Source organism: Psychromonas arctica, assembly GCF_036697365.1.
Lineage (GTDB): Bacteria > Pseudomonadota > Gammaproteobacteria > Enterobacterales > Psychromonadaceae > Psychromonas > Psychromonas arctica_A.
The window spans coordinates 36,439-52,905 of the sequence record NZ_JBAHZA010000009.1 but is presented as its reverse complement, the minus strand read 5'-3'; the positions used below and the strand labels follow the sequence as shown (position 1 = coordinate 52,905).

At 35.4% G+C, this 16,467-nt stretch carries 14 protein-coding genes; 10 read left to right on the top strand and 4 right to left on the bottom strand.

Annotated elements, in window-relative coordinates; all coding sequences use genetic code 11:
- Positions 1 to 302: 302 nt before the first annotated feature.
- Entirely contained in the window at positions 303 to 1,700 is a 1,398-nt protein-coding gene (gene cysS / locus V5290_RS11400) for a cysteine--tRNA ligase (protein WP_333385630.1), read from the bottom strand.
- Positions 1,701 to 1,952: 252 nt separating this feature from the next.
- Between cysS and V5290_RS11395 the strand changes: the two genes are divergently transcribed.
- Both V5290_RS11395 and V5290_RS11390 read left to right on the top strand, forming a co-directional pair.
- Entirely contained in the window at positions 1,953 to 2,447 is a 495-nt protein-coding gene (locus V5290_RS11395) for a peptidylprolyl isomerase (protein WP_333385627.1), read from the top strand.
- A gap of 6 nt (positions 2,448 to 2,453) precedes the next feature.
- Positions 2,454 to 3,194, top strand: a complete 741-nt coding sequence (locus V5290_RS11390) for a UDP-2,3-diacylglucosamine diphosphatase (RefSeq protein WP_333385625.1) — start codon at positions 2,454 to 2,456, stop codon at positions 3,192 to 3,194.
- A gap of 217 nt (positions 3,195 to 3,411) precedes the next feature.
- Here the strand turns inward: V5290_RS11390 and V5290_RS11385 are convergent, their stop codons facing one another.
- From V5290_RS11385 to proQ, 3 genes are all read right to left on the bottom strand, one after another.
- Positions 3,412 to 5,076 carry an AMP-binding protein gene (locus V5290_RS11385; protein ID WP_333385622.1) on the bottom strand — a complete coding sequence of 555 codons (1,665 nt, stop codon included), beginning with the start codon at positions 5,074 to 5,076 and terminating at the stop codon, positions 3,412 to 3,414.
- A gap of 70 nt (positions 5,077 to 5,146) precedes the next feature.
- A complete protein-coding gene (gene prc, locus V5290_RS11380; RefSeq protein ID WP_333385619.1) occupies positions 5,147 to 7,141 on the bottom strand; it encodes a carboxy terminal-processing peptidase in 1,995 nt (664 codons plus the stop codon).
- Between the two features lie 12 nt (positions 7,142 to 7,153).
- A complete protein-coding gene (proQ, locus tag V5290_RS11375) occupies positions 7,154 to 7,783 on the bottom strand; it encodes an RNA chaperone ProQ (protein WP_333385617.1) in 630 nt (209 codons plus the stop codon).
- 266 nt (positions 7,784 to 8,049) lie between these two features.
- On the opposite strand from proQ, the gene yegQ reads away from it, so the two are divergent.
- From yegQ to V5290_RS11335, 8 genes are all read left to right on the top strand, one after another.
- Positions 8,050 to 9,393 carry a tRNA 5-hydroxyuridine modification protein YegQ gene (gene yegQ, locus V5290_RS11370; protein WP_333385614.1) on the top strand — a complete coding sequence of 448 codons (1,344 nt, stop codon included), beginning with the start codon at positions 8,050 to 8,052 and terminating at the stop codon, positions 9,391 to 9,393.
- A 1-nt stretch (position 9,394) separates the two neighbouring features.
- The gene (locus tag V5290_RS11365; RefSeq protein WP_333385611.1) at positions 9,395 to 9,643 is read left to right on the top strand and encodes a YfhL family 4Fe-4S dicluster ferredoxin; all 249 of its coding nucleotides are present in this window, start codon (positions 9,395 to 9,397) and stop codon (positions 9,641 to 9,643) included.
- Between the two features lie 56 nt (positions 9,644 to 9,699).
- Complete coding sequence (locus tag V5290_RS11360) at positions 9,700 to 10,974, top strand: MATE family efflux transporter (protein WP_333385608.1); 1,275 nt, start codon at positions 9,700 to 9,702, stop codon at positions 10,972 to 10,974.
- Between the two features lie 124 nt (positions 10,975 to 11,098).
- Positions 11,099 to 12,703 (top strand): ABC transporter substrate-binding protein, encoded by a 1,605-nt coding sequence (locus tag V5290_RS11355; RefSeq protein ID WP_333385606.1) that lies wholly within the window; start codon positions 11,099 to 11,101, stop codon positions 12,701 to 12,703.
- A gap of 1 nt (position 12,704) precedes the next feature.
- Positions 12,705 to 13,679: an ABC transporter permease gene (locus V5290_RS11350; protein ID WP_333385603.1), complete on the top strand. Its 975-nt coding sequence runs from the start codon at positions 12,705 to 12,707 to the stop codon at positions 13,677 to 13,679.
- Positions 13,669 to 14,559, top strand: coding sequence for an ABC transporter permease subunit (locus tag V5290_RS11345; RefSeq protein ID WP_333385600.1), 891 nt, complete (start codon positions 13,669 to 13,671; stop codon positions 14,557 to 14,559). Before V5290_RS11350 ends, V5290_RS11345 begins: the two co-directional genes overlap by 11 nt.
- Entirely contained in the window at positions 14,559 to 15,569 is a 1,011-nt protein-coding gene (locus V5290_RS11340; RefSeq protein WP_333385597.1) for an oligopeptide/dipeptide ABC transporter ATP-binding protein, read from the top strand. Before V5290_RS11345 ends, V5290_RS11340 begins: the two co-directional genes overlap by 1 nt.
- A 2-nt stretch (positions 15,570 to 15,571) precedes the next feature.
- On the top strand, positions 15,572 to 16,351 hold the full coding sequence (locus V5290_RS11335) for an ATP-binding cassette domain-containing protein (RefSeq protein WP_333385594.1): 780 nt from the start codon (positions 15,572 to 15,574) through the stop codon (positions 16,349 to 16,351).
- The last annotated feature ends 116 nt before the right edge of the window (positions 16,352 to 16,467 follow it).

Below are 16,467 nucleotides of genomic sequence, written 5' to 3'. Positions count from 1 at the left end.
AAAAAATAAAAAATAAAAAAGGAGAACCTAAGTTCTCCTTTTAGTTATCAATTTACTAATACCAATCACAATAAAGTAATGCCAATTATATTAAATAAGTGATCTAAATTTTACGCAGGAAAAATGACTGAGTTCAAGGCGTAATTTAAGCCTTTCGTCGATTAACTTCGTTAATAGTCTATCGAAGAGTTAACGGTAAGATGTTAACTCTTCGATAGTTATTCTATTTTCGAAAATTACAACGAAGCAATAAGTAATTTTACAAGTAAAATAGATCCGTTAATTAGTGTGATTGGTATAACTTACACTTTACGCCAAGTAGTACCGTTAGCACCATCTTCTAACACTACATTTAGAGCAGCTAATTTATCGCGAGCATCATCAGCGCTTGCCCAGTCTTTATTTTCACGAGCTGTTTTACGTTGTAAGATTAATGCTTCAATTTCCGCAACTTCATCTGTTGAACTAGTATCACCTTGTAAAAACTGCTCTGGTGATTGGGATAATAGGCCTAATACATTAGCAAAATTAACCAACATACTTGCTAGGAATGATGCCTGTGATGGTTCATCATTTTTAATACGATTTACTTCTTTAGCTAGCTCAAACAATACAGCTAAGGCTTCAGGTGTATTAAAATCATCATCCATGGCTTTTACGAAGCTTTGATAGAATTTACTCTCTTTCATCTGTTGATCAACATTTGCAAGATCGACCAATTCAACGTCACGAATCGCTGTGTATAAACGCTCTAAACTAGCTCTTGCTTGCTTAAGGTTATCTTCAGAGTAGTTTAACTGACTACGATAATGCCCCGAAATAAGGAAGTAACGTACTGTTTCACTGTCATACACTCCTAATACATCTTTAATAGTGAAGAAGTTATTTAAAGACTTAGACATTTTCACTTTATCAACTTGTACCATACCAGAGTGCATCCAAGTATTGACGTATTGACCGTGATGAGCACAACATGACTGCGCAATTTCATTTTCATGATGTGGGAAACTCAAATCTGAACCACCACCATGGATATCAAAGACTTCACCTAAATGTTTTTTATTCATTGCAGAACATTCAATATGCCAACCTGGGCGACCTTCCCCCCATGGAGAAGACCAAGATGGCTCTCCCTCTTTAGCCATTTTCCATAATACAAAGTCTAAAGGATCATGCTTACTGTCTTCTACTTCAACACGAGAACCCGCTTGAAGCATTTCTAGATTTTGGCCGCTTAATTGTCCATATTCAGGAAATGAAGATACAGAAAACAACACATCGCCAGAATCAGAAACATAGGCATGACCTTTTTCAACCAGCTTTTCTACCATTTCAATAACGTCTGGCATGTGGTCAGTTACACGAGGCTCGATATCTGGTCGAAGCATATTCAGTGCATCAAAATCGGCATGCATCGCATCGGTAAAACGCTCAGTTAATTGATCACAAGTTTCACCATTTTCTGTCGCACGTTTGATTATTTTATCGTCTACATCGGTAATGTTTCGAATAAAACTTAAGTCATAACCACTAAAACGAAAATAACGTGCAACAGTATCAAAAGCAACAAAGGTACGACCATGCCCAATATGACAATAATCATAAATAGTAACCCCACACACATACATCCCCACTTTGCCAGCTACAAGGGGTTTAAATTCTTCTTTTGTTCGAGTTAGTGTGTTATAGATTTTTAGCATTTTCCATCCAATACGATTACTGTAAAAATCTTATTCTAACCTGCAAAAAGGACAAATTCACTCTTTCTATGACTTCATTGAAGTAATTAATCAATTTCTGTTGTCAATACTGTCGTAGAAACACTAAGTTATTAAGATATCGACAAAAAAGGTATATTTTTAGTAGTGTTTAAAGCATCTCAAGTTACCTGTCTTTTAAATTTAAAAGCGTTTGAGGTATAATAAAGCTCTTTTTATAGATAGGATTTAATAATGATTACTTTACATACGAACTTTGGTGATATCACTTTAGAAATGAATGAAGAAAAAGCACCAAATACGGTGGCTAACTTCATTAAATACGCAACAAGTGGTCATTACGACAACACAATTTTCCACCGTGTAATTGATGGGTTTATGATCCAAGGTGGCGGTTTCGCACCTAATATGGAAGAAAAAGACAGTCAAAAACCAATTAAAAATGAAGCAAATAATGGTTTATCAAATGTAAAATATTCTGTTGCAATGGCTCGTACTATGGAACCGCATTCTGCATCAGCACAATTCTTCATTAATGTAGGCGATAACAAATTCTTAGACTTTAAATCAGAAACTACTGATGGTTGGGGTTACTGTGTATTTGCTAAAGTAGTTGCTGGTGAAGATGTAGTAGACAAAATCAAAGGTGTTGCAACAGGTAACTCACACTTTGTACATCAAGATGTACCGCTTGAAGATGTCGTTATTACTAAAGTTACTGTAGCGTAACTCATTATGCGCACTTTATTCATTGCCGACCTACACTTAAGTGAACAACATCGCCATATCACCGATGCCCTATTTGGTTTTCTTGATAAAGAAGCAACCAATGCAGAAACCTTGTATATTTTAGGGGATATGTTTGAAGTATGGATCGGGGATGATGAACATACGCCGTTAATGGATGAAGTTGCGCAAAAATTAACGAATTACGCTAAAAAAAATAATACTAAAATTTATTACATTCATGGTAATCGTGATTTTATGCTTGGGAAACGATATGCTAAACAAGCTTCAATGACATTGCTACCAGAACATACTGAAATTGATTTGTATGGCACCAAAACCTTAATCATGCATGGGGATACTTTATGCCTCTTCGATAAGAATTACCAACGTATGCGTAAGGTTATTCATAACCCTATTTTACAGTTTATTTTTAATTGCTTGCCATTAAGACTACGCAAACGTATCGGTTGGAAGATTCGTACTGCTAGCCAATCAAAAAAACAACATAAAAATAATAACATGATGGGTGTAACTGAGCAGGAAGTGATTCGATTAATGGAATTGCACGGTGTACAACGATTGATTCATGGGCATACTCATCAAGCCTTTAATCACCAAATTGAAGTTAATGACCTGCCAGCTAATCGTTTTGACGTTGGCGATTGGTATAAAAATCTAAGTTTTGTCGATGCAAACCCTGAAGGCACTGAATTAGTAGTATTACCCATTGATTATTATCATCAATAAGCTTCAATGATAATTATGGTTGTTATAGTTATTTGTTAATCTATGCTATTACCACCTCAATAAAATAACGAATTAATTTTTCGGTAGGCGATTAACAATGTTAATCTTCGAGAGAACTTGTTTATGGCTTGAATTGAGCTGCTTTTCCTGCAAAAAATTTGGATAACATATTTATGTAATCGGTATTAATCAGTAACTGAAATACGTTTTGCAGACATTACTGTTTCTCTTTTAATAAACGCCTTAATACTTTTCCCACATTATTTTTTGGTAATTTATTTACTACATTGATTTTTTTAGGCTGTTTATAGCCTGTTAAATAGTCGCGGCAATGGACCTTTATCTTATCAATAGAAACTTCAAGTTCATTGATAACCACAAATAAAACTACAATTTCATTACCGTCTTCCGCTTTCTCTCCAACCACAGCAGCTTCATGCACCCCCTCTAACTTTAATACAGTTTCTTCAATTTCATTAGGATAAACATTAAAACCGGATACTAAAATCATATCTTTTTTACGATCAACTATACGCAATAAGCCATCATTATCGAATAACCCAATATCACCTGTTTTAAACCAACCCTGATCAAAAGCAGCCTCAGTTTCAGTAGGATTATTCCAGTATTCAGTCATAACTTGTGGGCCCTTCACTTGAATTTCACCAACACAATTCAAATTTTTAACTACAAAGTTGTTTTGATCAACTAAACGTACGTCAGTGTTTGGCATCGGTAGGCCTACTGCCCCCGTATGCTTAGATAAATTATGAGCATTCACGCTAACAATTGCAGCTGTTTCGGTTAAACCGTAACCTTCAATAATAGTATTACCGGTGATACTCTCCCAACTATTAGCAACTTTTTCATGTGTTGCCATCCCACCAGCAATTGAAAATTTGAGGTGGGAAAAATCAACTTTTCCAATTTTAGGAGAGTTAAGCAATGCCTTATAAAGAGTATTTACACCTGTTATAAAAGTAAATTTATTATTATTTAGATACGCAATAAAAGTACCAATATCACGAGGATTCTCGACCAATAAATTTGTATCCCCTCTTTTGATAAAGAAAAGGCAGTTAACACATAATGCAAAAGCATGGAACAATGGCAAAGCTGTAACCATCATCTCTTTACCTTGTGTTAGACCCAATCCAAAAGTTTCCTCTGCTTGAGCAAGTACAGCAGCGATACTGCGATGACTCATACTTGCACCTTTTGAAATTCCCGTTGTTCCACCGGTATACTGAATAAATGCAATATCATTAATACTAATCATAGGACGTGTATATTGCCCTTTTCCACCTATTTTCAATGCAGTATGATAATCACAGGTATTAGCTAATTTAAATCTAGGTACCATACGCTTAATATACTTAACGGTTAAATTGACTAAATTACGTTTGATGAATGGTAGACCGTCACCTATTTTAGTTAATACAAGGTGTTTAAGGTTGGTGTCTTCAATAACACTTTGTAAGGTATGAGCAAAATTCTCAGCGATAAAAATCCCCTTTGCTCCAGAGTCATTTAACTGATGTTTTAATTCGGAAGGAGTATAGAGTGGATTGACATTAACAACGATTAACCCCGCTCTTAAAATACCGAGTAAAACGATAGGATACTGTAATAAATTTGGCATCATAACAGCAACACGATCACCTTTCTGTAGGCTTGTTGCATGCTGTAAATAGCTAGCTATATGTCGTGAGCTTTTCTCCAACTCAAAAAATGTTAATTCATGCCCCATATTGATGAATGCAATATGATCAGAATGACGTTCAAATGTATCCTCAACCATATCAACAAGATTAATTAGTGTGTTTTCATTAATTTCAGCATTAACACCGGGCGGATATTTATCTAACCATGGTTTAAACATAAGTCATTCCTACAGAAATAAAAAAACCGACTAATGAAGTCGGTTTTTAAAGTTGATTTTTAAACCGTGATTATAAGTTTGCATAATCCAATGTGATATGTGCTGCTTCTATTAAAAATGCATCAAGCGGCTCAAAATCATCTGGTACATCCTCCAAAGACTTAACAGACTTAAGGCCAGCACGTTTTAAACGTTCGTTGGTACGAACTAGATTTTTTGCTTTGTTTTTCTCACGTTCGGCAACACGCTCTTTTTCTACTAAGGAAACCGTTTTATCGTCTTTTTCTAGACGATATTCTTCAATATCTTCAGCTAGATAAGTAAACTCAACTTCTTTCTTAATGCGTTGTTGATGATCTGATTCAAGCGTTTTAATATCTTTATTTAAGTCACCAACTTTATTGTATTTAGCTGATTTAATATTATCCCATGGTAAAGCATTTTTCGCCAAACTTTCACCAGTGTCCTTTGGATCAATGGCTGTTGGAAAAGCGATATCTGGCACAACGCCTTTATTTTGCGTACTGCCACCATTAATGCGGTAGAACTTAGCGATAGTATATTGAACTGAGCCTACAGCATCTTGATTAGTGTCATAATAACGAGCAATACGACGATGTTGTTGGACAGTACCTTTACCGTAGCTTTGTTCGCCGATGATAATCGCACGTCCATAATCTTGTAATGCTGCAGCAAAAATTTCTGAGGCTGAAGCACTATTTCGATTGATGAGGACAGTTAGAGGACCGTCATAAGAAATATCTTCATTATCATCGAATTGCACTGAGATCTCTTGGCGACTATCTCTCACTTGTACTACTGGCCCTGTTTTAATAAACAAACCTGTTAGTAATGTTGCTTCACTTAATGCACCACCGCCATTATTACGTAGGTCAATTACAATACCTTTGACATCTTTTTTCGCTAGTGCAGCTAACTCACGTTCAACATCTTTACTTAAGTTAATGTAAAAACTTGGAATCGTGATAACACCAATATTTTTTCCATCGATAACTTCCACTGAAGACTTTGCTTCTCTGTCTTCAAGATGAATTTCTTCACGCACAATTTTAATGACTTTATTAACATCACCTGTTTTGCCGGACAAAATTTGCAATTGAACTGTCGTGCCTTTGGGCCCTTTGATAAGCTCAACGATGTCATCTAGACGCCAACCGACAACATCGACAATCTTCTCACCCTCTTGGCCGACACCGATTATTTTATCATCTTTGGCTAATAATTTAGATTTTTCGGCAGGTCCACCAGGGACTAAGCTACGCACGACAGTATAGTCATCTTCAAGCTGAAGTACTGCACCAATACCTTCTAATGACAGATTCATTTCCATTTTAAAACGCTCTGCATTACGAGGTGATAAATAACTCGTATGCGGTTCAATAGTATAAGCATAAGCATTCATAAAGGTTTGGAATACATCTTCGCTTTCGGTTTGCGTTAAGTATTTCAAGGAATAATTATAACGCTTAGTTAACAACGTTTTAATTTCAGGCCACTCTTTACCAGACAACTTTAGCGTTAAAGCATCAGATTTAACGCGTGCTTGCCACAAAGCGTCTAACTCTTGCTTGTCTTTGGCCCAATCCGCATCAGTACGATCATATTGATAAGACTCTTCGTTATCAAAAGTGATCTCTTTATCTAATAACGAAAGTGCGTAACTAAAACGCTCAAATCGACGCGTTAGATTTAACTGGTATATAGCATAAATAGAATCTAACTGACCAAACTTCAAATTATCATCAAAGCTATATTGATAAGCAGTCATTTCATCGATATCACTTTGCATAAAGATTTGTTTATTAAAATCTAATTGCTCAATATAACGGTCAAAAACTTTTTTTGATAACTCATCGTTTAGAGGAATATATTTATAATGAGAGCGACTGAATAAGTCACTCACTCTTTTCGCCACTTTTGCATGCTGGGATTCTTGATGCAACTGAGGGATATCACTTAATGTTGTACTATCAGTAGCGGCAAAGGTGGTCCCAACAAAACAGATCTGGGATAAAATTAATACATGACGAAAGAGTTTTTTCATTAAAAAGACCTTTTATACGATTAAATGTTTAGCTTTCACTTTTACAACCATTCCTGAATCTAGTTGCACTTGAACTTCTTCTTTTAAGATTTCTACTACTGTAGCTGAGACGGGAGACTTACCTAGCAAAACTTTGACTGGTTGAGAAACTTTAAGTTCATTATGATTCGCTTCTTTATATTGGCTTAAATCAATTTCTGGTTTCTTAGCCGCTTTCTTTGGTGCATCTTTTTTACGATTTGGAATAGCTACTTTTTTAGCAGCACGATTTGGTGTTTTAGCCGTATCGTTTTTCTTCTTATTAGCAAATGCTTTTTCTTTGCTTTCTTTTAATGATAATTGCGCATGATCTGCATGCTCTTGAGATACTTCATCCCCTTCGACACCATCTAAATCAACTCGCTTTGCACCAGCTTTAACACAGTGCAGATAACGCCAACTCATTGTGTATTGACGTAGTGCACCACGTAACTGTGTTTTACTAACACGTGGTTCATTCTCTAGACGAGCAGCTAATTCTTGAAACACACCAATTTTTAATGGTTTTGCAGATTCAGACCCAGCAATAAAGCAAGCAGGGAACTGTTCTGTTAAGAAGGCAATGATTTGTTTGTTATTTGTAAACTTTTCTGTGTTTTCCATGTAAAACCTAATATTTAAAAACGATGTTGAAAGATAGCCAAAGTAAATCTCTGATTATCATTAAGAAAATTATTCAGTAGTATAATGTTGCGTTTATTAAATGTGAAACGAATTATCACTCTAGTTACTGATTACAGCTAATTTAATGATATTTATTATGAATAGTTAATGTTTATCTACTTCTTCTACCGCTTTTTCATAAAAACAAGTAGAATCTTTACATTATTTTCAACTTATATTGTCCAATTTTTAACCTAGAGGGACCGATGAAACCTGAACTATTATCGCCAGCAGGCTCTTTAAAAAACATGCGTTATGCTTTTGCATATGGTGCAGATGCAGTTTACGCCGGTCAACCTAGATACTCTTTACGTGTACGTAATAATGAGTTTAACCTAGAAAAATTACAAATAGGTATAAATGAAGCGCACGCTCAAGGTAAAAAACTCTATGTTGTATGTAACATTCAACCACATAACTCCAAATTAAAAACCTTTATTCGAGATATGAAGCCTGTGGTTGACTTAAAACCAGATGCATTAATTATGTCAGATCCAGGTTTGATTATGATGGTACGTGATGTATTTCCGGAAATGCCAATTCATTTAAGTGTCCAAGCTAATGCAGTTAACTGGGCGACAGTTAAATTTTGGTATAAACAAGGAATTGAACGTGTCATTTTATCCCGAGAACTTTCCTTGGATGAAATAGAAGATATTCGTTTTCATTGTCCAGAAATAGAGATTGAAGTGTTTGTACACGGTGCATTATGCATGGCTTACTCTGGGCGGTGCCTTTTATCCGGTTATATTAATAAACGAGATCCAAACCAAGGCACATGTACTAACTCATGTCGTTGGAAATACGATGCTCATGAAGCCACGCAAAATGAAACGGGTGATGTTGTTGCGATCCAGCCAGTTGAACCGACACTAGGTGAAGGACAACCAACAGATCAAATGTTTCTTTTACAAGATCAAGGTCGTCCAGGTGAATATATGCCTGCTTATGAAGATGAGCACGGAACTTATATAATGAACTCTAAAGACTTGCGTGCAATCCAACATGTTGAGCGTTTATTAAAAATGGGAGTCCATTCCCTAAAGATTGAAGGCCGCACTAAAAGTTTTTATTACTGTGCTCGTACAGCTCAAATTTATCGCAAAGCGATGGATGATGCGATTTCAGGTAAACCTTTTGATCCTTCATTAATGTCATCTTTAGAAAACCTTGCACATCGTGGTTACACGGAAGGATTTTTGAGTCGTCATACTCATGACCACTATCAAAATTATGACTTTGGTTACTCTGTTAGTGAAACACAGCAGTTTGTTGGTGAAATCTTAGGACGTGATAGTAATGGACTAGCTGAAGTAAATGTTAAGAACAAATTTTTAGTCGGGGATAAGTTAGAGCTAATGACGCCACAAGGTAATATTAACTTCAAACTTGAGGCTCTACAAAACCGTAAAGGTGAACAAGTAGATGTTGCACCAGGCTCAGGCCATACTTTATATATGCCGATAGCCAAAGAAATTGATTTAAACCATGGATTATTGATGCGTAACTTAACCCAGGGTAATGATACCCGTCAGCCACATAATAACTAAAATGGCATTATTAATAGAAGATAGTTGTATAAACTGCGATATGTGTGATCCAGAATGTCCTAATGAAGCGATCACATTTGGTTTAGAAATATACGAAATTAACCCTGATTTATGTACTGAATGCGTTGGTTTTTACGAAAAAGCGACCTGCGTAGCGGTGTGTCCTATTAATTGTATCATTACTGATCCTAAGCATATTGAAACCGAAGCACAATTGCTTGATAAGTTCGCGAATTTACATATTAATTAATGGCAACTTTCACAGCTAAATTTACAAAGGGTAATGTTGCTCAGCACATTACAAAAATGGCACTAACCAACGTCGTTGGTTTAAGTGTCTTTTTTGTTGTTGATCTAATAGATATCTATTTTCTTAGCTTATTAAAACAGCCCTATTTATTATCTGCAATTGCATACGCTGCTGCGATACTTTTTTTTACCACTTCTTTTACCATTGCAATGATGATTGCAAATTCAGCAGTCGTTGCCCGCCAAATAGGACAAAAGAGAGTTCAAGCAGCACAGCACTCTGCAATGGCCAGTTATCTAATGACAAGTGTTATTAGCATATTGTTAAGTGTTTTTGTGTTTTATAATGCGAAAAAGTTACTGCAGATGATTGGTGCGGAAGGGATTGCGTTACAAGCCGCTTATGATTATCTATCTATCACTATCATTACTTTTCCAATTGTTGCGTTAGGCATGCAAGCAATCTCCACTTTGCGTGCACTGGGAAAAGCTAAAATTGCTATGTACTGTACGATTTCAGCTGGCCTAATCAATTTATTACTAGATCCAATTTTTATTTTTTATTTTGATTTGGATATCAAAGGGGCAGCCATCGCCTCATTAATTGCACGAAGCACTATGGTCGCTTTAGCCGTTTATTACTTATTAATAAAAGCTAAGTTTATAACAACAATCTCATTCAAAAGCTTAAAAAGAGCAGTGCCTGATATTACCAAAGTAGCTTGTCCAGCATGCTTTACTCAATTAGCTACACCATTGACTCACTTATATGTCACTTATGAAATAGCAAAATTAGGGGCTGATACTGTAGCAGGCTGGGCATTGATCAGCCGATTAATTCCGGTTATTTTTATGATCTTATTTGCGATGCCTGGTGCGATTGGCCCAATCATTAGTCAAAATATAGGGGCACAACAATTTAAACGAGTGAAATCAACTTTAAACTATTCTTTAAATTTTATTATTCGTTATGTGTTTGTCGTCGCTTTATTATTATCATTTTCTCAAGAATTAATTGTAGGGCTTTTTAATGCAACGGGAGAAACAGCTAGTTTACTGCGTTTCTTTTGCCAATATATTAGTATCAGTTTTATCTTCGTGGCAATAAATCTAGTGGCAATGTCATTTCTAAATAATGTTGGATACCCAAAATTAGCCAGCCTGCTTAACATTGGTAAAATGTCTTTAGGCACAATTCCGTTTGTTAGTATTGGAGCATATTTTTATGGTGCACATGGCATACTGATCGGTCAAGCACTGGGTAGTATTAGCTTTGCATTCATTGCCATTATATTGTGCTATCAAATCTTAGGTAAGTTAGATTATAATTAACTAATATCAGTGTGATTGATTTTACTAAACATTTGAATTAACTTATTAAATATTAAGTTAACCTGACAACGTTTATCTTCTAAAGATAAACCGTCTCATTATCATAATGGAATAGAGTAATGCTATGCGTTTAATATGCTTATTGTCTTTGATTATTAGCCTTAGTGGTTGTTATCAAAACAAAACATTAACACAAAATACGCTTATCTATTGTACTGACAGCCTTCCGACGTCTTTCAATCCACAAATAAGTGATGACATAGCGAGTTTAGATGCTACAACCCATCAACTTTTTAATCGCTTAGTAAAAGTTGACCCTAATACAAATGAATTTGTACCAGATTTGGCAGAAAGCTGGGAACAAAGTGAAGACAAACTGCGTTACCGTTTTACTTTGCGTGAGCATGTCAGCTTTCACCAAACAGATTACTTTACTCCCACAAGATATCTTAATGCTGATGATGTATTATTTAGCTTTAATCGTATGTTTGATCACCAACATCCGTACCATACAATCAATAACAAAACCGTAAATTACTTTTATAACCACCCTTTTACTGATCTACTTTCATCTATTAATAAAATAGATGAGCGGACTGTTGAGTTTGTGTTATCTAAACCAGACGTAACTTTGCTTGCTAATTTGGCAGCACATTACGCAGTCATTCATTCAGCCGAATATGCCCAACAATTATTGGAAAAAAATCATCCAGAACAAATTGATTTTAAACCAATTGGTACTGGTCCCTTTGTATTCAAAAGCTTCGATAATAACGGTACTATTCGTTATCATAAAAACAAACAATATTGGCATTCAATTAGTAATATTGAAAACCTGATTTTCTTTACTAATCCAAGCGCAACAAAACGTTACACAAAACTATTATCCGGCGAGTGTGATGCAATTTCGTATCCAGCAGCAAGCCAATTACAAACAATTAGTGAAAATGAAGATATTAGTTTAAACAGTAAATCAACATCAAATATCTCTCTACTTGCATTCAATACCAAGACAGATAAAACAAGCGCCCCTCGTGTGCGTCGAGCTTTAGCTAAAGCCATTGATACTGAAACTATTCTTCAGGCGGTTTATTTCCAAAGTGCAATGCAAACCGACACATTGTTAAGTAAACAATCTTGGGCATTGAAACCACGCTTTGATAAACAATTATTTAACCCTGAAGAGGCTAAAAAAGAGCTCATTGAAGCAAAATTTAATTTCGAAGAGACTTTACAGATTTTACTACCTGATGGCGCTAATGTATTTAATCCTAACTTTCATAAAACAGCGGAATTAATTCAAGCGAATTTATTAGCAATAGGTGTCAAAAGTACCATTACTCACCTCAATGATAGTGCATTACAAAGCCGTCTAAATAGTGGTGATTATGATGCTTATTTAAGTGGTATTAATGTCCATATTAAAGATCCCGATAGTATATTTAGGCCTCTACTCAGTTGCCACTCAACACCAGAAACTGGCAATACCAGCTACTGGTGTGATGCTAAAACTCAAGATTTATTAGATGATTCATTAACTGAAGGTAATTTTGCACAGCGTATTAAAAACTATTATCAAATCCAAGATATAGTCTACCAACAGCGTCCTTACTTACCTATTGCACATGTTTTAAGACTAGACGCGATTGCTAAAACTATTTTAAATGTGGAAGTAAATCCTTTAACTGGCATTAACTTTCAAAATGCCATCAAACAAGATCTGAACTAATATGCTGTCATTCCTAATAAGACGTTTAAATTTATTGTTAATCACAGCGTTTATTTTAACTATTCTCGCTTTTGCAATCGACCGAACCATTCTTATTCATCATCAAACACAACCTATAGTGCAACAAGATTATGTCTTACAATATTTTTCATATTTATGGAATATATTCAGTGCAGATCTAGGCCACTCTGCTTTAGATCAACAACCATTATTACAACGCGGATTAACTTTTTTTGCTTCAACGTTAGAGTTATGTTTTGTTGCACTGTTATTTTCTTGTATTATTGCTATTCCATTAGGCTTATTAGCAGGATTATTTCGTAATACCAAATTAGATTATGCGATCATGACAGTAGCTATTATAGGGTTAGCTTTGCCTGTATTTTGGGTCGGTGTAATGGCAGTATTGTTGCCTAGTGTCTGGGGCGATATTCTCCCAGTAGATGGTAATATGAGTTTAGTTTACGATATCCCCGTCGTAACAGGATTTCTACTAATAGATACCCTTTTTGTTACATCACAATATGGTTTGTTTGCTTTTTTTGATCGCGTTGCACATCTTATTCTACCAGCCGCTGTATTATCGTTCTTTTTAATCGCAGAAATTGTGCGTTTAACACGTCATTCGATGACCATGGTAATGCGCAGCAATTATATTCAAACCGCTTATGCAAAAGGGTTTTCTCGCACTAAAATAGTCTTTAAACATGCTTTAAATAACGCATTACCTCCTATTATTCCGCAATTAAGATTACAATTGAGTACTATCTTATCTTTTGCAATGACCATTGAAATTGTATTTAATCTTAATGGTATAGGTACTTGGTTGTTTAACTCCTTAAAAACTGGTGATTACCATGCTTTACCTGCTGGCATGCTTATTATTACAGGCTTTATTTTAATGTTCAGTATTGCAATAGAAATTACCATGGTCATTATTAGCCCAATTAGAAGAGGTTCGTTATATGCTGATTAATAACGGATTTAATGAAGATAAAATACAATCACCATTGCGTTATATATGGTCCATTTTTAAAAGTAAAAGTATTGCGGTCGTTGCAATGTGGGTCATCGTCTTTTTAGTGTTGGTCTCATTATTTGCTTCATGGTTAGTGCCTCATTCTCCTTTACTGCAAGATCCTGACAAAATGTTACTTCCACCTTATTGGATAGATGGTGGTTCAATAGACCACGTACTGGGTACAGATGATCTCGGAAGAGATACTTTGTCACGTCTATTTCATGGCATTCAATATACATTGGGTGGTGCGCTGCTCATTACATTTTTTGTGTCAATTATAGGCATGACAATTGGTGCAGGTGCAGCTTTAACTAAAGGTGTGAAAGCCAGTGTTTTGCATCACTTGCTAGATGCGCTCTTAGCAATCCCCTCTTTACTGTCAGCATTAATATTAATTACTTTCTTTGGACCTAGTTATATTAATTGTCTTTTCGCTATTGCATTGTCTTTGCTCCCCCAATTTATTAGAGCAAGTTACTTAGCTATAGCGCAAGAATTAAACAAACAATATATTATCGCCTTGCAGCTTGATGGTGCAACTAAAACGCGTTTATTTAAATATGGAATTTTACCTAACATTCTTGAGCCAACAATTACCATTTTAAACCGTCTATTTACCATGGCTATCATAGAAATTGCTACCTTAGGCTTTTTAGGTTTTGGCGCACAATTACCGCAAACAGAATTAGGCTCATTGATCGCCAACAATATGGAATTGATCTATTTATCTCCTTGGCTAGTTGCTTTCCCCGGACTTGCAATCTTTATCACTATTATTATTGTGAATGTATTTGCAGAAGGTTTACGTCACGCAGTGATTGAGGGAGAGGAATAATGGCTTTATTGGATATCAGAAACCTCAGTATCGATATAGAAACTGCACAGGGTAAAATCCGCGTTATTGATAAAGCAACACTGAATATTGTTGATGGTTCTATTCATGGTTTAATCGGAGAGTCTGGTTCGGGTAAAACTTTAATTGCTAAAGCTATTTTAGGGTTACACAGCAGTAATTGGACAGTGACCGCAGACCGTATGTTTCTAGGTAAAACCGATCTTACTAAGCTCTCTCAAAAAGAGCGAAGAGAAATACTAGGCACTGAGATTTCAGTTATTTTTCAAGAACCGAGTTCTTATCTGGACCCTAGTCAAAGAATACGTACACAAATTGAATCAGTACTACCCAAGAAAACTTGGCAGCAACGTTTTAGGCCAATTTTAAGTAAAATAAAGCGTGTAACAGTCCCTTCAAGACGTTTACAAATTAAAGAGTTATTGCATAAAGTCGGAATACAAAATGATGTAGCAGTATTAAAAAGTTTCCCGCATCAATTATCGGAAGGAGTATGTCAAAAGGTAATGATTGCAATGGCGATTGCTAATAACCCCCGCCTTATTATTGCTGATGAACCCACAACAGCGATGGAGTCGGTTACACAATCGCAAATCTATCGACTGCTTTATAAGCTCAATCAGCTCAACAATACTACTCTGTTAATGTTAAGTAATAACTTTGCTAATACCAGTAGTATTTCTGATTACATGACATTAGTATATTGTGGTCAAACCGTTGAATCAGGGTCTTACAAGCAAATCATGAGTTCAGCCATGCACCCTTATACTCAAGCGATGCTTAAAACCATGATTAATAATGAAGAGATCAATGAACATAAAGCACAGTTATACACCTTACCAGGTAATATCCCCTCTTCAAACCAACTACCTATCGGTTGTCGATTAGGACCTCGGTGCCCAAAAGCTCAAAAAATATGTGTTAAAAATCCAACGTTAACCATTCAAAAAGGACACAGTTTTCGTTGCCACTACCCAAGTAAGCTGAGTTAGCTATGCCGTCATTATTAAAAGTAAATAACCTTTGTAAAAGTTTCAAACAACCTTTCGGATTCTTTGGAAGTAAAGAGAAAGTCGCTTTCGGCCCTGTCAGTTTTACCTTAGAAAAAGGTGAAACATTAGCTGTAGTAGGTGAAAGTGGTTCAGGAAAAAGTGCGCTAGTAAGAACCATAGCAGGTGTGTTAAAAGCCAACGCTGGAGATATCTATATTTCAGGAAACTCCATTCGTACTTTAAGTTCACAACAACGTTGTGTATCAGTACGGATGATATTCCAAGATCCAAGTAGTTCACTTAACCCTAAAATGACTATTGGTAAAATTTTAAATGCACCCATTGAATTAAATACTAATTTAGACGCAAAACAACGCCATCAACAAATTCTTGATACATTAAAGTTAGTAGGGCTATTACCTGATTATCTAGCATTTTATCCAAATATGCTCTCTAGTATGCAAAAGCATCAAGTCGCCATTGCTCGCGCAATGATCTTAAACCCAGATATTATTTTAGTTGATGAAATTTTAACTACATTAGATATCTCACTTAGATTTAAGATCGTTAATCTTTTATTAAAAATTCAAAAAACTAATGGTACTAGTTATATTTTTGTTGCTCACAATATGCACTTAGTTAAACATATGAGTGATCAAATCATGGTTTTACATCAAGGTAAAATTGTTGAAAAAGGCGCAGCAGAGGAAATATGTGATAACCCGCAACATGAACAAACAAAATACTTACTGTTAACTCATCAACCTGACTACCGAAAGTAATAAATATTCAACAAAAAACTAAATTATGATTTTAAATTGCTATATAATATAAAAATTAATTATTAATCATAGCATTATTGAAACGTGACTCATTCAATTGCAAAAAATAGCCAGTT